At 40.2% G+C, this 18283-nt stretch carries 18 protein-coding genes; 14 read left to right on the top strand and 4 right to left on the bottom strand.

Features of this window, described 5'->3' with window-relative positions; genetic code table 11:
- Window positions 1–90 precede the first annotated feature (90 nt).
- Window positions 91–504, top strand: coding sequence for a hypothetical protein (locus F9802_RS13550; protein WP_152152843.1), 414 nt, complete (start codon window positions 91–93; stop codon window positions 502–504).
- Window positions 505–742: 238 nt separating this feature from the next.
- Here the strand turns inward: F9802_RS13550 and F9802_RS13545 are convergent, their stop codons facing one another.
- On the bottom strand, window positions 743–1720 hold the full coding sequence (locus F9802_RS13545) for an aromatic ring-hydroxylating oxygenase subunit alpha (RefSeq protein WP_152152841.1): 978 nt from the start codon (window positions 1718–1720) through the stop codon (window positions 743–745).
- 189 nt (window positions 1721–1909) lie between these two features.
- On the opposite strand from F9802_RS13545, the gene F9802_RS13540 reads away from it, so the two are divergent.
- Window positions 1910–3217 carry a uracil-xanthine permease family protein gene (locus F9802_RS13540; protein WP_152152839.1) on the top strand — a complete coding sequence of 436 codons (1308 nt, stop codon included), beginning with the start codon at window positions 1910–1912 and terminating at the stop codon, window positions 3215–3217.
- A gap of 281 nt (window positions 3218–3498) precedes the next feature.
- Here F9802_RS13540 and F9802_RS13535 read toward each other — a convergent pair whose 3' ends face one another.
- Both F9802_RS13535 and F9802_RS13530 read right to left on the bottom strand, forming a co-directional pair.
- The gene (locus F9802_RS13535) at window positions 3499–3840 is read right to left on the bottom strand and encodes a hypothetical protein (RefSeq protein WP_152152837.1); all 342 of its coding nucleotides are present in this window, start codon (window positions 3838–3840) and stop codon (window positions 3499–3501) included.
- Window positions 3841–3899: 59 nt separating this feature from the next.
- Window positions 3900–4163, bottom strand: coding sequence for a YtzC family protein (locus tag F9802_RS13530; RefSeq protein ID WP_152152835.1), 264 nt, complete (start codon window positions 4161–4163; stop codon window positions 3900–3902).
- Between the two features lie 172 nt (window positions 4164–4335).
- On the opposite strand from F9802_RS13530, the gene F9802_RS13525 reads away from it, so the two are divergent.
- From F9802_RS13525 to F9802_RS13475, 11 genes are all read left to right on the top strand, one after another.
- Window positions 4336–4473, top strand: coding sequence for a small, acid-soluble spore protein L (locus F9802_RS13525; RefSeq protein ID WP_152152833.1), 138 nt, complete (start codon window positions 4336–4338; stop codon window positions 4471–4473).
- A 217-nt stretch (window positions 4474–4690) separates the two neighbouring features.
- Window positions 4691–5392, top strand: a complete 702-nt coding sequence (locus F9802_RS13520) for a GNAT family N-acetyltransferase (RefSeq protein WP_152152831.1) — start codon at window positions 4691–4693, stop codon at window positions 5390–5392.
- A 480-nt stretch (window positions 5393–5872) separates the two neighbouring features.
- Window positions 5873–6721: a MurR/RpiR family transcriptional regulator gene (locus tag F9802_RS13515; RefSeq protein ID WP_404799169.1), complete on the top strand. Its 849-nt coding sequence runs from the start codon at window positions 5873–5875 to the stop codon at window positions 6719–6721.
- Window positions 6722–6766: 45 nt separating this feature from the next.
- On the top strand, window positions 6767–7897 hold the full coding sequence (locus F9802_RS13510) for a M20 peptidase aminoacylase family protein (protein ID WP_152152827.1): 1131 nt from the start codon (window positions 6767–6769) through the stop codon (window positions 7895–7897).
- A 6-nt stretch (window positions 7898–7903) separates the two neighbouring features.
- Window positions 7904–8719: a GNAT family N-acetyltransferase gene (locus F9802_RS13505; RefSeq protein WP_225435349.1), complete on the top strand. Its 816-nt coding sequence runs from the start codon at window positions 7904–7906 to the stop codon at window positions 8717–8719.
- 21 nt (window positions 8720–8740) lie between these two features.
- Entirely contained in the window at window positions 8741–9850 is a 1110-nt protein-coding gene (menC, locus tag F9802_RS13500) for an o-succinylbenzoate synthase (RefSeq protein WP_152152825.1), read from the top strand.
- A gap of 117 nt (window positions 9851–9967) precedes the next feature.
- A complete protein-coding gene (locus F9802_RS13495; protein WP_152152823.1) occupies window positions 9968–11047 on the top strand; it encodes a YkvI family membrane protein in 1080 nt (359 codons plus the stop codon).
- Window positions 11048–11301: 254 nt separating this feature from the next.
- The gene (locus tag F9802_RS20140) at window positions 11302–12135 is read left to right on the top strand and encodes a methyl-accepting chemotaxis protein (protein WP_152152821.1); all 834 of its coding nucleotides are present in this window, start codon (window positions 11302–11304) and stop codon (window positions 12133–12135) included.
- A 222-nt stretch (window positions 12136–12357) separates the two neighbouring features.
- Window positions 12358–12666 (top strand): metal-sensing transcriptional repressor, encoded by a 309-nt coding sequence (locus F9802_RS13485; protein WP_152152819.1) that lies wholly within the window; start codon window positions 12358–12360, stop codon window positions 12664–12666.
- 188 nt (window positions 12667–12854) lie between these two features.
- The gene (gene copZ / locus F9802_RS13480) at window positions 12855–13064 is read left to right on the top strand and encodes a copper chaperone CopZ (protein WP_152152817.1); all 210 of its coding nucleotides are present in this window, start codon (window positions 12855–12857) and stop codon (window positions 13062–13064) included.
- 94 nt (window positions 13065–13158) lie between these two features.
- Window positions 13159–15603, top strand: coding sequence for a heavy metal translocating P-type ATPase (locus F9802_RS13475; RefSeq protein WP_152152815.1), 2445 nt, complete (start codon window positions 13159–13161; stop codon window positions 15601–15603).
- Between the two features lie 159 nt (window positions 15604–15762).
- Here the strand turns inward: F9802_RS13475 and F9802_RS13470 are convergent, their stop codons facing one another.
- Window positions 15763–16152: a thiol-disulfide oxidoreductase DCC family protein gene (locus F9802_RS13470; RefSeq protein WP_152152813.1), complete on the bottom strand. Its 390-nt coding sequence runs from the start codon at window positions 16150–16152 to the stop codon at window positions 15763–15765.
- 268 nt (window positions 16153–16420) lie between these two features.
- On the opposite strand from F9802_RS13470, the gene F9802_RS13465 reads away from it, so the two are divergent.
- Entirely contained in the window at window positions 16421–18217 is a 1797-nt protein-coding gene (locus F9802_RS13465; RefSeq protein ID WP_191991972.1) for a PAS domain-containing sensor histidine kinase, read from the top strand.
- Window positions 18218–18283: the final 66 nt, after the last annotated feature.

The raw sequence follows: 18283 nt of genomic DNA, 5'->3' as shown, positions 1-18283 counted from the left end.
AAACTAGTGACAGGCACTTTTCAATTCGAATAAATGAAAACATACATGGAAAGCCTTCTATTATAAGGATTTTTTTAAAGGGAGGGAAATATGTTTTCATTTCGTGGGGATGCTCATAAAGTTTACCTTCGGCTAAAAAAAGTATCGGACAAGGATCAACCTTTTAAACAAATGAAGGAACTGACGGAAATTGGTGAAATCCAAGAATTTTATCAATCAATTGATAGCTGTACATTAAAAAAAATTTATTATCGCATGATCAAAGAGAAAAATGGTTCGGGGATTATTCCCATTTTAGTATCCGCCGTTCCATGGCTTTTTTTTCTGTTTTCACAACAATTGCAACAATTTCTTTTCAATAAAGGAAGCTTGCTGTGGATTGTTTTTGTGGTGATTTATATTATTACGCTTACTATAAGTGTAATTCTGCATTTTCATGAAAAATCATGGGCTGCTGTCCATATAGAAATAATTCAAGATATTTTAAAGGAAAGAAAAAAATAAAGGTTCTTTGAGCTATACGAAGTAACCTTTAGATGCCTGTATGATTGTATGTGATCAGTGATATGACCCCATCCATAATTTTAAAAAACCGGACGATTGTCCGGTTTTTTGTTTTGAATACTATGAGGAGGTAACTGCTTAACTATAGTGTTTTGCCTAAAAAGCGGCGACAGAGCCGGCTGTAAATGGACTGAAACGCCAGTAATCAACAAAGTTCGAGGAATGACGGATACGCTCTCTACGCTGTTCCTAGAACAACCCCAAGTTCTTTTAAGTATTTCCGATAGGCAATGCTCATGCGATCGCAGACGAGGGAGAGTTCGACTTGTAAGTCAAGCGGAAGCTCCTCTGGTTTTTGGTTTTCGACTACCGGTTTATCTTGAGCAAAAATATCATCTTGAAACTGAATGATTTCTTGATCTGTCAGTCCTGGATCATAGTTAAAGGAAATAATTCCATAAGCAACCGACTTATTTTCATCGACAGGACGAACGGTTAAAAGAATAGTCATTAACGTATCGTTTTCACGGTCTCTTTTTGTGAATTTCACGGTTAACGGACGAACAATTTCATACGTGTAATAGACGTATTTTGGTGTTCCGGAACCGTCCGGATCAGGCTGGAAAATCGCGATTTCATCTGAATAAATCCGATTACCCTCCCGATTTACTGCGTAATCTTGAATTTCACGATGGGTGTCCGAGCCTAAAAAACCTTCATGTACAACAGCAAGGTGACCAACATCAAGAAAGTTTTCGATAATGCGCGGCGGCTTTGCCTGAACTTCTTGAGGCCCCCAAATGACATTACGGTATTCCTCCGTGCCTTCCATTTCTTCATAACGGAATAGCTCCGGGTTGTTTTTGGCTAAATTCACCCAGATGAATCCATATTTCTCTGTACAAGAATAGGAAACGGCTGTTGCTTTTTTTGGAATGACTCTTCCCTCCGGCAGCTGTGGAATCTTAACACATTCACCATGGTGGTTGTATTCCCAAGCATGGTAAGGGCAAACGAGACAATCATTTTTGACTTCTCCGAGTGATAAAGAAGCGCCCCTGTGAATGCATAAATCCTTAAAAGCATGTACCCCTTCACTGTTTCTGAAAATCGCCAGACGCTCACCCATGAGAATGACTTGAAGGGGCTTTTCCTTTATGTCTTCTGAACGGCAGGCAACAATCCAGTCCTGCAATAATACGTTATCTTGCAACATAGGTTATATCTCCTCACATCAATTTTATTTCTCTATTTTAATAATGTTTTAAGAAATGGTCAATATCATAACCGAACCAAAAAAAATTTAAACGGGAAAATGTTCGTTTTTTATATACAAAAGAATATTTCTTTTATATAATCCAGTTGAAAAGATTAAAAACACGAATAAAAAAGGGGAAAGATCGTATTGGAAAAGAAAACAGAAAACACTATTATCATCGGGGTGGATGATAAGATCGGTTACGGGAAAGCCTTTGTCCTTGGATTACAGCATGTGCTGGCGATGGATTTGTACATTGCACCAATCATTATCGCAGGCCTTCTTGCGTTAAGTACGGAAAATACCTCCTTCTTTATTCAAATGTGTTTTCTGGCAACAGGTATTGCCACGTTAATCCAAACAGGTGCAGGGGTTAAGCTGCCTGTCGTACAAGGACCGTCATACGTTCCGATCGGTGCGATTGCTGCGATTGGCGGAAAGCTCGGGCTTGGTGCCATTGCGGGAAGTTTGATTCCAGGTGCTATTATTATCGCCATCCTCGGTTATCCGTTAAGATGGTTTGCAAAAGCTGTTAGAAAAATTATTCCTCCTCTTGTCGGCGGTACGGTTATTATTATCGTAGGCATCGCCTTGATGCCGATCGGACTTAATAACGTTTACAATGCAGAGGGCAATATTGGAGAAAATATTCTTGTGGCAGCTGTTTCTGCCGGAGTGTTGATTATTTGTATGCTGCTTGGCCGTAAAATGCATGGAATCGGTACATTTTTTCGTTTAGTTTCAGTCATTATTGCGATTATAGCAGGTACGGTCACAGCAAACTTCTTTGGCAGTGTTGATTTTTCACCTGTTAAAGATGCCAGCTGGTTCTCTTTGCCAACAATATTCCCATTCGGCAAGCCAGTGTTTGATGTAAGTGCTATTATTACAATGGTTTTTGTTTATTTAATTATTTTGATTGAAACAACGGGAACTTGGTTTGTTGTATCTTCTGTGACCGGAAAAGAGCTGGATGAAAAACGCTTAAACCGTGCTTCTGTTGGTGAAGGGCTTGGCTGTCTCGTTGGTTCACTGTTCGGCAGCACGCCGATGACCGGCTATTCCTCTAATGCCGGGCTGCTCGCCATTACTGGTGTAGCAAGCAGAATGGCCATTATGGCAAGCGGATTAATTCTTGTCTGCCTTGGGCTTGTACCAAAGCTTTCTACGGCGATTACGTGTATACCGGAACCTGTTATCAACGGTATCTTTGGTATTGTCTGTGTCGCCATTGTGACAAATGGCATGAAAGTTATTCAACCAATTGTTATCGATGATCGCAACATGATGGTAATTGGCATTCCTATTTTATTAACGATAGCTGTGACGATTTTACCTAAAGACGTTCTCTACAGTGTCCCGGATTGGGCTAATTACATTTTATCTTCTGGAATTACAGTGGGTGCCTTGGCGACTGTCCTCTTAAATTTGGCCATTCCGGAAGAAAAGAAATAGACAATTTGCAATCATATTCAAGAGAAGAGACCATCGTTTTCCTGTACACGGGAAGGCGATGGTCTTAATTTTTTAAGGGGAATTTTCACTGGAAATCGGCGTTAGCTGATCTCATTCATGTCTTGCCTGACTGACTGTAAATGTGGGGTGGCTGCTTGTAAATCAGGAATTACTGCCTGCAAAATGGATTTTCGGTAATATGAAATTTATTTCTGGGCGCAAATCTCATTTTGTACTTTTTCGAACACCAAATGATGAGAGAAAGGTCACCGGATGTACACTTATGGAAATCTAATCGGAACATTTAACGAATGTTGATCTCTATATGAACGATAGGAAACAATTTGATGGTCCTTCATATTCGCATCTAATTGTAAAATCCGGGAACCCTTCATTTCCAAATAATAACGAACGCCCATCGTTTCTAGTGTATAAAAGATAAAGTTGGTCCCTAAAAAGGTTTTAATTTCTGCTTTCGTGTCGTGGTGGGTTGGGATGAATTTTGCTAACGCTGAAACAGAGGCTGAGGGTGTGCCGGTAAGTTCAAATATTTTTTCTTTCGCATAAGCAGTTGCCTGGCCTAATGTCTTTTTTGCGCTGTAAACCATGCTTTCAACGTTCATGGACAGTCTCCTCAATAATTGGCCCGCACAATTAGTCAATAATACGGGCCAGTTATATTTTATTGATTTAATAAAATCATGTTATTTTGCATTTGCTGGATCTGCAGTCTCATCCGGTGCAGTTGTTCTCTTTGCTGCTCATTTGCACTGAGGAGCAGCTTGTCTAAGTCATTATATGCCTCTTCAAGCATTAACTGCGATTGGTTATAGGTACCAACGTTATTATGTTCCTGCAAAGACGCTTCCTCGTATTGATCGGTTGCATAGTTTAACGCGTTTTTGCACTGCTCTAAGCAATCATCCACTGATTGTCGTGTTGCCATTTATATCCTCTCCTTGCGACAGTTAATAAGAAATCCAACTTCCATCATAGTGTTGCCTTTTTCATCGTGGATTATCAAAGACAATTGTAAAAGCCTTCATGGTTTTTCTGCAAAATTTTTCTATACTATGGCTTTCACTTTTCGCAAATAGTAAGCGCAGGAGGTGTTTTTTATGAGCAAAAACAGAAACCGAGGCAACGATGCATTTAGCGGAGTGAATCCACAAGGGTATTCCGGCGGAGGCAAAGGCGATACAAGCCCAAAATCACAGCTTGAAGACAAAGCGAAACACAGCAATACGAAAAGATGAAAGTCGTTCCCTCGCCATGGCTGCGGGGGATTTTTCGAATAAATTGCTGCAAGACACAGTTTCATATCAGCTAAACAAAAAATATTCTTATGGAGAGCTTTTTTCTATGGAAATTTTTTCGTTCGTTGAGTACGATGTGAATACAAGCTGTTAAATATAAATGAGGAAATACATAATTTTATTTTATAAGGCAGAGGACGCTGGAGGAGGAAAAAGAGTGAAAGTGATTTATGAGGGAAAGTTAAATAATGACGGGCAGCCATTTAAAGTTCAAACATTATCGATGGCCGATATGAAACAAATTTTATCTTTGCAGGAAGTGGTCATTGAATCGTTGGAAAGCAAAGAGACGCTGCAGCCGCTAAGCGCGAAGGAGTTTCAATACATATTGGAAGGAAACGGACTGATGATCGGGGCATTTGCAGAGGAACAGCTGATTGCGTTTCGCGCGCTTTTAGTACCTCCAATCGATGAAGAACATTTAGGGTTGGACATCGGACTAACAAAAGAAGAACTACCAGGTGTCATCTATCAAGAAATCTCGAATGTGCATCCCGATTACCGGGGCAATCGACTGCAAAAAACGCTAGCCACGCTCATCATGCAAGAGTTACAAAAGCATAATGAAAGTTATTCATATGTTTGCTGTACAGTCGCTCCGTTTAACATACCAAGCTTAAAAGACAAATTTGCCCAAGGAATGGAAATCGCTGCGCTTAAAGAAAAATACGGCAGGCGGCTGCGCTATATTTTTGTGAAGGAACTCGCAGAAGCGAAAACCAAAGATTGGCTGCAAATTGTAACAGTACGGATGGATGATATGGCCGGACAGCAAGACCTTCTCGAGAAAGGGTGGCGTGGTTTTCAAATGGACAACCGTGAAGGGGTACTGTGGGTGGATTTTGGCAAAAAAGCGTAGCTGAGCAGCAGTTGCACAAATGTTTGTGTCTCTCCATTAAGCGTTTCATATTTTGGTTAAGTCAAAAAGCAAGAGCTGCTCCGAGCACTCTTGCTTTTTTAATTTAGGCTTTTTTCTAAAAGTTTGTTGTTTTTATAGTATATTCTTATGACAAAAAGTGTAGCAAAAGGGTTGATTGGAGCGGAAGGTGCGAGGCTCCTGCGGGATTAGCGGGACAGGTGAGACCCCGCAGGAGCAAAGCGACGAGGAGGCTCACCGCCCGCCCCGCGGAAAGCGAGCATCCTGGAGCGGAAATCAACCAACCCTTTTCTAATAGCAACAAAGTTTACGAAAACAGCCTTAATTTAAGACGATCACGTGACAGAAAGTTCAGAAAATGTATTGTTCATATTTGAATTTTATGATAAATTAATAATCACTTATGAAGCTTATGCTTCTATTTTTTAAAAAAAAGAAGCATAAGCTTCATAGTGGGGAGAAATGAAAGTGGAATTGTTGAATAAACTAAAGGAAAAGTATTCGCAATTATCTAAAGGTCAGAAAGCAGTAGGCAAGTATTTAATGGAAAAGCCTGAAGAGTTTGCGCTGCAATCGGCCGGTCAAATTGGAAAGCAGATCGGAGTCAGTGAAACGACTGTGATCCGTTTTTGTTATTCATTGGAATTAAGCGGATATGTCAGCTTGCAATCAATTATTCGAGAACATTTCATTCATGAAAAAAGCAGTATGGACCGTTACTATTCTTCGAAATTAGAAATGGCGGAACAGCCGCATTTGTTTGCCCAGGTCATGGAAAAAGACATGAAAAATATTCAAAAAGCCATTACTAATATCCGGGAAGAGGATGTGCAGCTGGCGGTGGAAAAAATAATGGACGCGGATACGGTTCAAGTAACCGGAATGAGGACATCATTTGCCCCGGCTCAATGGTTTTCATTTGTATTAGGTTTAGTCCGGGACGAGGTGAAATTATTTCAGCCCGGAACGGATGATTTGTTCACTGCACTTCAAAGCGTGAATGAGCAATCCGTATTTATTGCTGTGACTTTTCACCGCTATGTAAAGGAAACGGTGAAAATGGCTGAAATGGCAAAAGAGCAAGGGGCATTTGTTATTAGTATGACAGATTCAGCCCTCGCTCCGATTTCAGAATTTAGCGATATTACATTTGCAGTTGGAACAGGCGAAGACTCAACCTTGGATGCCTTTCCACCGCTTTTTTCTTTTTTGAACGCGATGACGGCGAGCATCTCTGTTCAGTATTCGGAACAAATTAAAGAACGGCAAAAGAAATATGAAAGGATGAACGCCCATCATTTATTTTATTAATGAAATGTCTACAGAGATATAAAGCGAAAGGAAGGAAGTTTTGCTGTGAAAAAAGAGCTTGAAGAATTGAAACCTTCGATACAACAAATATACGATTACTTGCATTCCCACCCGGAAGTCAGCTGGCAAGAAGTCCATACGACCGAATATTTATATAATCTCTTAATAAAGTCAGGCTTTAAAGCCCAAACATTTAGTGATTGTACGGGAATCATAGTCGAGATGGGCGAGGGGGATGTTTCAGTTGGACTGCGCTGTGATATCGATGCTTTATGGCAGGAAGTAAACGGTACACTTCAAGCGAATCATTCTTGCGGTCATGATGCGCATATGACGATGGCCGTAGGCACGCTGCTGTTGCTGAAGAGCCTACAGTACAAGCCAAAAGGAAAGCTTGTAGTCATCTTTCAGCCTGCAGAAGAAAAAGGAACAGGCGCTTTAAAAATGATCGAAAAAGGTATCATTGATGAGCTGGACTATTTATACGGTGTTCATGTTAGGCCCATTCAGGAATTGTCTTTTGGGCAGGTATCTCCAGGAATTCAGCACGGAGCGGCGAAATTTATTGCTGGGGAAATTATTGGCGAAGATGCTCACGGAGCCAGGCCTCATCTCGGGAAAAACGCGATCGAAATCGGCGCAGATCTCATCCAGTCATTAAGTCAAATTCACCTCGATCCGGCTATCCCTTATTCAATTAAAATGACTAAATTTCAAAGTGGAAATGAAACGAGCAACTTAATCCCAGGAAAAGCTTCTTTCTCCATTGATGTTCGGGCACAAACGAATGAAACAATGAATGAATTAACAGAAAAAGTGGTGCAAATTTGCAAAGGACTAGAAGTGGTCCATCAAGCGAACATCCACTTAGAAACAAAAGCAGAAACAGCAGCAGCTGAACTATCGGAACAAGCGGTAAGTGTAATGGAAGAGGCCATTATTAAAGTGATGGGAAAAGAACATCTCGTCCCGCCAATTGTTACAACCGGGGGAGAAGATTTTCACTTTTACACATTAAAAAAACCGCAATTAAAGGCGACTATGCTCGGTCTCGGCTGCGATTTAAAACCGGGTCTGCATCATCCAGATATGACATTTCAACAAGAAGCGATTTATACAGGCATAGAAATATTAACAGAAACGATCATTCGTACATTTGAGCAGCTGGAAGGGTGAAGCGTCTTGAAAAATTATCACATTCGAACATTCCAGGATCGAAAAGATTTTGAAAAAATGCAAGTGCTTGAAAAGAAAATATGGCAGATGGATCCGATACCCATTCATCAAACGATAACGGCTCATTTAAATGGAGGACTGTTAATCGGTGCCTTCTCGGAAGAAGAATTGATTGGTTACAGTTATGGTTTTGCCGGGTTTTCCAATGGCCGCACTTATTTATGCTCTCATATGCTGGGTATTCATCCGGATCATCAAAAAAAGGGGATCGGCGAAGCGTTAAAGGAGGCACAAAGAAAAGAAGCCATCCGTCTCGGCTACGAGTTATTAACATGGACATTCGACCCTCTTGAAAGTGTGAATGCTTACTTAAATATGACAAAGTTAAAGGCAGTTTGCAGCACATATGTAGTGAATTGTTACGGGGAAATGAATGATGGATTGAATAAAGGACTGCCTTCAGATCGTTTAAAAGTGGAGTGGTGGATTCAAAGCCCTTATGTGAACGGCTTCCAGACACTTAATGAAAAAAGTGCAATAAAATTGGCGGATTATGAGAAGATAGAAAAAGGCCTGCCAAAGATTTCTGCTTTGCATTTAGAAAAAGTTGAAACGACAGCGAATGTAATCGTCCCTGTTCCAAAGAATTTTCAAGAAATAAAAACAACTAATTTTGCTTTGGCTTTAGATTGGCGAATGAAAACACGCGAAATATTTACCAAACTTTTTAATGCCGGGTATGCCGCAGTGAAATTAATAAAAAGTGATGACGAGCCTGTCCACTATTATTTGTTCGTTCAAAGGGAGTTCATTCACTTATAAAAATAGGAAGGAATTTTAAAAATGAAAATAAAAGAGATTGTTTTACGACATTTACAGATGGAATTAAAGTTTCCCTTCACAACAAGCTTTGGCACGTTTCGAACGAAGGAGTTTATTTTAGTAGAAGCAAAAGATGAAAATGGCTTATCTGGCTGGGGGGAATCAGTGGCCTTTGTTTCGCCTTTTTATAATGAAGAAACGTTAAAAACAAACTGGCATATCATGGAGGACTTCCTAATCCCAATGCTGAAAGAAAAGGAAATTGCCCATCCCGATGAGATTTCCAGCATCTTCGAACCGATCAGGAAAAACAACATGGCCAAAGCGGCCATTGAAGGAGCCGTGTGGGACTTATATTCGAAAAGAAATGCAGTTCCTCTGTATGAAAGCCTTGGCGGGAAAAATACATCGATTGAAGTAGGCGTTAGCATCGGCATTCAAGATTCCATAGAGCAGCTTTTAGCTATTGTAAAAGAGCATGTGGATGAGGGATACAAGCGGATTAAAGTGAAAATTAAGCCAGGCTGGGATGTTGACGTCATGAGAGAAATCCGCCGTGCTTTTCCGGATATCGCGTTAATGGCCGATGCAAATTCAGCTTACCGGCTTGAAGATCTGGATTTGTTAAAACAACTGGACGAGTTTGACTTAATGATGATTGAACAGCCGCTCGCATCGGATGATATCGTCGATCATGCGCAAGTTCAAAAAGAGCTGCGGACACCTATTTGTCTTGATGAAAGCATTCATTCATATGAAGATGCTAGAAAAGCTCTGCAATTAGGAAGCTGCAAAATTATTAATATTAAAATTGGGCGTGTTGGCGGCTTAACAGAATCAAAAAAAATTCATGACTTGTGCAAAGAAAATAATATTCCCGTTTGGTGCGGCGGTATGCTGGAAGCGGGTGTTGGAAGAGCACATAACATTGCCTTGACTACACTCAGTAACTTTGTTTTGCCGGGAGACACAGCGGCTTCCTCACGTTATTGGGAACAAGATATTATCAAGCCTGAAGTAGTTGTAGAGAATGGCACGATCGACGTTACTAATAAAGCTGGAATTGGCTACGAAGTAGATCGCCAGGCAGTTGAAAAATTCACGGTGGCAGAAAAGACTTATTCATTGTAAGTAATAGAAGTTGATAGAAAGTGGTAGAGATCCTTTAGGTCAAAAACCCGGTATGACCCGGGTTTTTAGCTACACAATAATTATTCAGAATATTTAAAAATTAATAAGGGGACTATTATGAAGAATGTGTTAAAAATAGCTGGAGCTTATGTAGGTATTGTTGTAGGAGCAGGCTTTGCATCGGGCCAGGAGGTTTTACAGTTTTTTACGGGCTTTGGATGGATTAGTATACTAGGCACGGTCGCTGCTACGGTGTTGTTTTCTTTTCTTGGCATGCAGCTATTGCAAATTGGTTCGAGACTTCAAACGGACTCGCATAAAAACGTAATTGATTTAATTTGCGGCAGAATTTTAGGAAGATTTGTAGATATCATCATCACATTTTTCCTGTTTGGTGTAGCCGTAGTCATGATTGCTGGGAGCGGCTCAATTTTCCAACAACAATTTGGAATAGCTTCTCTTTACGGCAGCTTAGTAATGACAGGATTAACCATTGTGACTGTTTGTTTTCAATTCCAAAAGGTTATCTCAGCTATCAGCTTAATGACTCCATTTCTTTTCGTAATGATATTTATTGTAACTGCGTTCTCATTTGTTCAGTACGGGGGAAATGTAACTGATATTTTTCAGCTAGGAAAAACAGAAAATACAGCTGCATCCAATTGGATGATCAGTGCAGTTTTATATGTTTCTTATAATATTGCCGCAGGAGGAGCCATTTTAACACTCATTGGCGGTGCTGAAAAAAATGAAAAAACAGCGGGCTTAGGAGGCCTCTTTGGAGGAATCGGACTTGGATTGTTAGTCTTGCTTATTAATGTCACCATGCTGTTAAATTTCCAGGAGATTCAATCGGTCGACATGCCGATTGTGCATATAGCGAATGAAGTTTCTCCTGTTATAGGCTACTTGATGTCGTTCGTGCTATTGGCGATGATTTACAATACGACAGTTGGAATGATCTATGCGTTTGCTGCGAGAGTCATACCTTCGAGTCATCGATCATTTAAACCTTCCGTGATATCTTTTACAATTGTTGCTTTTTTTGCCAGCTTTGTCGGGTTTGTCAAACTAGTAGGTACTCTTTATCCGATCGTAGGGTACTTGGGAATGACTTTAATGATCGCGGTTATCGTCGCGTGGTTCAAATTTAAAAAGCAGCACATGCCAGAAAATGATCTGAAAATGACGAGTTGATCTATGAATTTGTAACTTTAGACCATCCTTCTCCAATATTTATTAGAGAAGCGAGGTCTTTTTTTTGGAGATGACCTTGTCAAATTGGTTTAATTGAAAACTGGCGTCGGTCGACTGACTGCATTAGTAGCACTTTTGATTGGTAGTATCGGTTTGATTTTCTTTGAGAAGGAATATAGAACTATGATAAATTTCATAGATTTGTTAGTTAGATAGTGATAATATTGAAATAACTGGCAAGGGGGTAGACAAAAATGTCAAATATATTAAGAGAAATGGCTGATCATTTACCGGTTATTCAACAAACATATCCGGAAGATACTTGTCTGATTTTATGTGACAAGGAAAAAATTATCGGTTATCTGCCTGGAGAAGTGATCGATTTAAAATTAAAGATTGGCGAAAGTATGACAAAATATAAAAAGTCAGCTACGTATAAAGTGTTACAGACAGGGAAAAAAATTCGCGAAGAGATTCCTGAAGAAGTGCTTGGTGTTCCTTATATATCGACATGTACTCCCATCAAGGAAAGTGGGCAAATGGTCGGTGCTTTAGCTGCGGCCATTTCTAATCATAAGCTGGCAGCTTTTCGAAAAGGGGCCGAAGAACTTAGTTCAGTGATTGGACAACTGACTTTTTTCTCGGAAGAAATGGCGGCAACGACGGATTCCTCTGCCGATAAACTTCAAGAATTGTCGCAGCAATCAGAAACAATGAAAAATAATATGAAGAACGTAGAAAAAATTATTCAGCAAGTGAAAGAAATAGCTTCAAGGTCTAATATTTTAGGTTTAAACGCTGCGATTGAAGCGGCGCGTTCCGGAGAGTTTGGAAGAGGCTTTTCAGTCGTGGCGGACGAAATACGTAAAATGGCTGCCAACAGTAATTCAGCGGCAGAAGACATTCAAAAACAACTGGAACTGACACAGCTCGAAATTTTAAAAGTGAATGAATCGATTCATGAAATCGCCGCGCAGACAGAAGAACAGTCCGCCAGTACCCAGGAGTTTCATTCGATGTTGCAGCGAATTTCTGAAACAGCTGCTCTTTTAAACAAACATGGAGGGGGAGATCAAACGAATCATTAACGACTTTTTCCAAGGGTCATGACGGCTGTCTAAGCAGGCAGTCGTTTTTCCCGTTTCGTTCTTGATAGCTGCATACAATTCAGTCGATTCAATTTTGGCCTTGATCGTGCATAGATGCGCATCGTATGATATAATTTGATTATATTTGCAATATACCCCCATACGGTACGGAAAAAAGGCTTTCAAAAGCAGAAAGTTGAAATGAAGTGAGGTGGAAGCGAAATGACTGATAACAACGAAGAGATGAAGACAGTTACCCATAGAGATACGATAGAAAAAGAACAGCTTATTAATCGATTAAAAAGAATTGAAGGCCAAGTAAGAGGCATTCAAAATATGATTGAAAATGACCGTTACTGTGTAGATGTTTTAACGCAAGTTTCAGCTATTAATGCTGCGCTAAAAAAGGTGAGCTTTCATATGTTAGAAAGACATACGAATCATTGTGTGTCGGATGCGATTAAAAATGGCGACGGAAAAGAAGCGATTGATGAATTAATGCAAGTATTTGAACGCTTCGCGAAATCATAAAACACGTCAGCAAAACGTTTGCTGGCTTTTTCTATACACCCGTACGGTCTCTAAAACATAGAGCAAGGCGATATCCGCTTGTAACATTGCCTATTTTTTCGAATAAAAATCTTATTTGTTGATTTACCGTACAGGGGTATGGTAACATAAAAATAAATTATACTATTATTTACAGGAGGTTTGATAAAATGGAACAAATCACTTTAACTGTCCAAGGCATGTCTTGCGGTCATTGCGTGAATGCCATTGAAACGAATGTTGGGAAATTGAATGGAGTAGAATCGGTGAAAGTACATTTGGATCAAGGGAAAGTTGATGTCGCTTTCAATTCTGATGCTGTTTCTGTCAAAGAAATTACCGGCGAAATTGAAGACCAAGGATATGACGTGCAGCAATAAATTCAACTACTTAAAGAATCGTGCTTGTAGCAGCACGATTTCTTTTCAACAAAAATATACCCCACCGGTGTATAGTTAGCAAAGGAGTGAAAAAATGGCCAATATAAAAGAAGCGAGCATGCAAATATCTGGAATGACATGTGCGGCCTGCGCGACAAGGATTGAGAAAGGCTTAAATAAGCTCGATGGTGTGGAAGAAGCAAACGTCAACTTTGCTCTAGAAAAAACAAACATTAAATACGATCCGGAAAAAACGGATGTGAAGCAATTAAAAGAAAAAGTCCAATCTTTAGGATATGAGATTGCCAGTGAAAAGGCGGAGTTTAACATTACGGGAATGACATGCGCTGCTTGTGCCACGAGAATTGAAAAGCGCCTGAACAAACTGGAAGGCGTGAATCAAGCCAGTGTCAATTTTGCGGTAGAAACAGCACTTGTCGAGTTCAACCGCGGAGAAGTATCTGTTACAAATATGAAAGAAGCGATCGATAAGCTCGGATATTCACTCGTGCAAAAAGAAGAACAACCCGGAGAGCAAGCTAATTACAGGGAAAAGGAAATTCGGCGGCAAACTGGAAAATTCATTTTCTCGGCGATTTTATCTCTTCCATTATTATGGGCGATGGTCAGCCATTTTGAGTTCACATCCTTCATCTGGCTTCCTGATATATTTATGAATCCATGGGTACAGTTCGCTCTAGCGACACCTGTCCAGTTTATCGTCGGCGGACAATTTTATGTCGGTGCTTATAAAGCGTTAAAAAATAAAAGCGCGAACATGGATGTTCTTGTCGCCCTTGGCACATCCGCTGCTTACTTTTACAGTCTTTATTTAAGCATCCAGTCGATTGGATCCGGAGAGCACACAGTTTCCCTTTATTTTGAAACGAGTGCTGTTTTGATTACGTTGATTATTCTCGGGAAATTATTTGAAGCAAAAGCGAAAGGACGCTCCTCAGAAGCGATCAAGAAGTTAATGGGGCTGCAGGCGAAAACGGCGACTGTCGTCAGAGATGGAGTAGAAATAGCCATTCCAATTGAAGAAGTATTATCTGGCGACATCGTTCACGTGAAGCCGGGTGAAAAAGTACCGGTGGACGGCGAAATAATGGAGGGAAGATCAGCTCTCGATGAATCGATGATTACAGGTGAAAGTATCCCGGTTGATAAAAAGGCTGGCGACATCGTCATTGGTTCGACCATCAATAAAAATGGTTTTTTAAAAATGAAAGCAACGAAAGTCGGCAAAGAGACAGCACTTGCTCAAATCATTAAAGTAGTGGAAGAAGCACAAGGCTCCAAAGCGCCCATCCAGCGGCTCGCGGATAACATTTCCGGTATTTTTGTTCCGATTGTTGTTGCGATTGCGATTACGACCTTTTTAATCTGGTATTTCGTTGTGACTCCTGGTGATTTTGCGGAAGCGCTGGAAAAATTAATCGCAGTCCTCGTTATTGCTTGTCCATGTGCGCTCGGTCTCGCTACCCCAACATCGATTATGGCCGGCTCCGGACGAGCGGCAGAATACGGCATTTTGTTTAAAGGCGGAGAGCATCTGGAAACGACCCATCAGCTAGACACTATTATTCTCGATAAAACCGGAACGGTCACGAATGGAAAACCAGTTTTGACAGATGTTATTTTAGCTGAAGGTATATCTGAAACTAGATTTTTACAGCTTGTCGGTACAGCAGAAAAAAATTCGGAACATCCGCTCGCTGAAGCCATTGTGGACGGAGTAAAAGAAAAAGGCATTGAATTAGGAGTATCAGAAGAGTTTGAAGCCGTGCCGGGATTCGGCATTCAATCGAAAGTCGAAGGCCGTGAATTATTGATTGGCACACGCAAGTTGATGGCAAAAGAAAAGGTTAATGTTGAAGCACAACTTAACAGTATGGAACAGCTTGAAAAACAAGGAAAAACGGCTATGTTAGTTGCCATTGACAACAAGTTTGCGGGGATCATCGCCGTGGCGGATACGGTGAAGAAAACATCAAAGACTGCCATTGCCCGCTTGAAAAATATGGGGCTCGATGTTGTGATGATTACAGGCGACAACACGCAAACAGCAAAAGCGATCGCTGAACAAGTAGGAATTGATCATGTGATTGCGGAAGTTCTGCCGGAAGGAAAAGCAGAAGAAGTGAAAAATCTCCAGCATGCAGGAAAGAAAGTGGCGATGGTCGGAGATGGCATCAATGACGCGCCGGCACTGGCAACTGCCGATATCGGAATGGCCATTGGCACTGGAACAGATGTCGCTATGGAAGCGGCAGATATTACACTCATTCGCGGCGACTTAAACAGCATTGCCGATGCCATTTATATGAGTAAAATGACCATCCGCAACATTAAGCAAAATTTATTTTGGGCGTTCGGCTACAATACGCTTGGCATCCCTGTAGCAGCACTTGGATTTCTTGCCCCATGGGTAGCTGGTGCTGCAATGGCCTTCAGTTCCGTATCTGTCGTGTTAAATGCCTTGAGATTGCAGCGAATTAAGTTAAAGACTGTCACCGAAACAGGGGATGACCAATGAACCAAAGCAACTTTGCTTTGGTTTTTTTACACTTGAGGAACTGCGTTTGTTTGTAAGTCGCACATGATGGTGCAGGCGCATATTTGGCAGAGGCATTGACCATAAATCGGCGCCAGCCGACTGTCTATTGACTTTAAAACCATTATATTATCTGGTCATTTAAATAAATCTCTTTCGAACACTTGGAGATGGCAGCATGCAGCTGTCTCTTTTGCCAAACCAATTGTAACGGTTTTTTGCAATGAAATCGTATGCGGCGTTTCGAATAGGGCTCGGCACAAGAATCAAGACGTACAGAAGTTTCCAAGCACCTTTTAAATGTCTGCTAATCCGGAGAGCTGCGGCTGACCTAGAATATACTTTGTCTCCTTCGATTACTATTATGCTGTCGACGTCAGCTGGCACACGATGCTTTTTCAGCAAACTTTTACCGGTATCGCTTTGCAAAGAGGCAAAGTAAAATTTTCCTTTAGGATCGCGCTTTATAATAAACTGCACACTCGAATCGCAAAAGTTACATTCTCCATCAAATAAAATGATCGTATTCATTCGATTTCCTCCTATTTATCCTCTTTCTTCTATTAAAACACATAAGCTCTATGATGAAATATGATTATTCTGTTAATTTAAACATTATTTTCTGATACACTAAAAATACGAATATATACTAAACTATTATTGATTTAAAACAAAATCAATAATATTGATCTATTTACATGGAATTAAATATATACAACATATTGAATAGGATATATGATAGAAAAAGATAATATAGAAAAACTATGTCATGAGGGACTTATCAAAAGTGGGTGGGAGAATGTTGAGACCGGTAATAAGGGAAGAATCGTTGAATTGGTTTGCCAGTGGAACAAAAGAACTGTTTTTACTAATGGATCATGATGGGAGAATAAAGTATATCAACCCTTCATTTGAGAAACTGTTACAGTATTCTTTTTCCGAGGTAGGGGACCGATCTTTTTTGGAACTTGTCCATCCAGAAGACAAAGGACAGACGACAACACGGCTGCTGTATCTAAAAGAAAAGCAACGGTTTGTTTCATTTGTCCATCGTTGCCGGTGCAAGAATGGTACGTACGTTCAACTGCATTGGGAGAAGGCGGGAGTAACGGAAGACGGCTTGATTCAAGCGATTGCCGAGCCTATGGAAAAGCATTTAGTTGAAGACAACGCATCAATTGCCTGGCCCAGTACTTTTTTTGATTTAATAGATGGCGCAGCAGATATTGTAGATTTAAACGGCAAGATCATCTTCGTTAACGATGCATTTAAGACACTATACGGCTGCACACCCGATACACTTCATTCTACAATACCAAAATATTTGAAACATGAATTTGCTGCATTCAGAGAACGGCTAAAAAACGGTGAGAAAGTGATCAACCATCGGACGTTTAGAATAAAAAAAGATGGAACTATTTTTCCGGTCTCTCTAACACTGTCTCCAGTGTATGATCTTTCAGGCAAAGTTACGGCTATATCAGCTATTACTAGAGATTTGACTGAGGTTTTTGAAACAAAGATGTTAGTAGAAATACAAAACTCAGTTATTGAAGAAAGAGAGAAATTGCTTCTGGATATAACAGAGAATATTAAAGAAGTGATCTGTCTGTTTGATATACAACAATGCAAGTTCCTCTATATTAGCCCTTCTTATGAAAAATTATGGGGAATCAGTGTCGATCAGCTATACGAAAATCCTGCAAGTATGTTTGGGGAATTTCACCAAGAGGATTTAGAAAGAATGAAAGAAATATTTTTAATGACCGATAACGTACCAAGAGAAATGGAGTACAAAATAAAAGGAGATAAGGAGGGAGAAGAAAAATGGATTCGAACAAAAGTTACACCTGTTGTTGATGAACATGGCATAGTCACCCGTAATATTAGCGTATCGGAAGATATTACAGAGTGGAAGACAAGAGACATGATGATAAAAAAGCGGGATGAACTCGGAGTAGTGGGGCAATTAGCAGCCGGTATTGCCCATGAGATTAGAAATCCGCTCACTTCCGTAAAAGGATTCGTGCAGCTGCTCGGGCAGGAAACAAATAATAAATATAGTGAGATTATTCTTTCTGAGCTGGAACGGATTGAGTTTATTTTGAATGAATTTTTAGTCATGGCTAAACCTGACCATACAACAACCATGAATAACATGAACATGAATCAAATAGTAAAGGAAATCCTTGTTTTTATGAATCCGGAAGCTTTATTAAATGAAGTGGAAATCAAAACGGATTTAGATGAAAACCTCCCGCATGTGAATTGCGAACCGAAACAATTAAAACAAGTGTTAATTAATTTAATTAAAAATGCCATTGAAGCAATGCCAACGGGAGGGAATATCTATGTGAAAACAAGTATTGCCTCAAATGGCTTTGCCTCTATTGAAGTAAGAGACGAAGGAACAGGTATTCCACAAGAGCAGCTGGATCTATTAGGAAAGCCTTTTTTCACTACGAAAGAAAAAGGCATGGGGCTTGGTTTAATGGTCAGCTACAAAATAATAGAAAATCATAAAGGAACGATTCAATTTACGAGCAAAGAAGGAAAAGGTGCGGCCGCGCATATTCTTTTGCCGCCGGCGGATTAAGTTGTGTCTCGTTTAAATCATCTATTAAATATCCGCTCATGTTGTTAACATCACCAATTGGAAGTT

Source organism: Bacillus aerolatus (assembly GCF_009183655.1).
In the GTDB taxonomy this organism is placed as follows: Bacteria; Bacillota; Bacilli; order Bacillales; family Domibacillaceae; genus Pseudobacillus; species Pseudobacillus aerolatus.
Note: the sequence above shows the minus strand (reverse complement) of the source record. Positions and strands in the feature narration are given on the sequence as shown.

What these genes read in the sequence shown, in the direction of transcription:
- F9802_RS13495 (WP_152152823.1), top strand. Translation starts at nt 9,968, where the DNA reads ATGAAGAATGTGTTAAAAATAGCTGGAGCTTATGTAGGTATTGTTGTA.
- F9802_RS13470 (WP_152152813.1), bottom strand. Translation starts at nt 16,152, where the DNA reads ATGAATACGATCATTTTATTTGATGGAGAATGTAACTTTTGCGATTCG.
- F9802_RS13475 (WP_152152815.1), top strand. Translation starts at nt 13,159, where the DNA reads ATGGCCAATATAAAAGAAGCGAGCATGCAAATATCTGGAATGACATGT.
- F9802_RS13525 (WP_152152833.1), top strand. Translation starts at nt 4,336, where the DNA reads ATGAGCAAAAACAGAAACCGAGGCAACGATGCATTTAGCGGAGTGAAT.
- F9802_RS13485 (WP_152152819.1), top strand. Translation starts at nt 12,358, where the DNA reads ATGACTGATAACAACGAAGAGATGAAGACAGTTACCCATAGAGATACG.
- F9802_RS13530 (WP_152152835.1), bottom strand. Translation starts at nt 4,163, where the DNA reads ATGGCAACACGACAATCAGTGGATGATTGCTTAGAGCAGTGCAAAAAC.
- F9802_RS13550 (WP_152152843.1), top strand. Translation starts at nt 91, where the DNA reads ATGTTTTCATTTCGTGGGGATGCTCATAAAGTTTACCTTCGGCTAAAA.
- menC (WP_152152825.1), top strand. Translation starts at nt 8,741, where the DNA reads ATGAAAATAAAAGAGATTGTTTTACGACATTTACAGATGGAATTAAAG.
- F9802_RS20140 (WP_152152821.1), top strand. Translation starts at nt 11,302, where the DNA reads ATGTCAAATATATTAAGAGAAATGGCTGATCATTTACCGGTTATTCAA.
- F9802_RS13515 (WP_404799169.1), top strand. Translation starts at nt 5,873, where the DNA reads ATGAAAGTGGAATTGTTGAATAAACTAAAGGAAAAGTATTCGCAATTA.
- F9802_RS13535 (WP_152152837.1), bottom strand. Translation starts at nt 3,840, where the DNA reads ATGAACGTTGAAAGCATGGTTTACAGCGCAAAAAAGACATTAGGCCAG.
- F9802_RS13545 (WP_152152841.1), bottom strand. Translation starts at nt 1,720, where the DNA reads ATGTTGCAAGATAACGTATTATTGCAGGACTGGATTGTTGCCTGCCGT.
- F9802_RS13465 (WP_191991972.1), top strand. Translation starts at nt 16,421, where the DNA reads ATGTTGAGACCGGTAATAAGGGAAGAATCGTTGAATTGGTTTGCCAGT.
- copZ (WP_152152817.1), top strand. Translation starts at nt 12,855, where the DNA reads ATGGAACAAATCACTTTAACTGTCCAAGGCATGTCTTGCGGTCATTGC.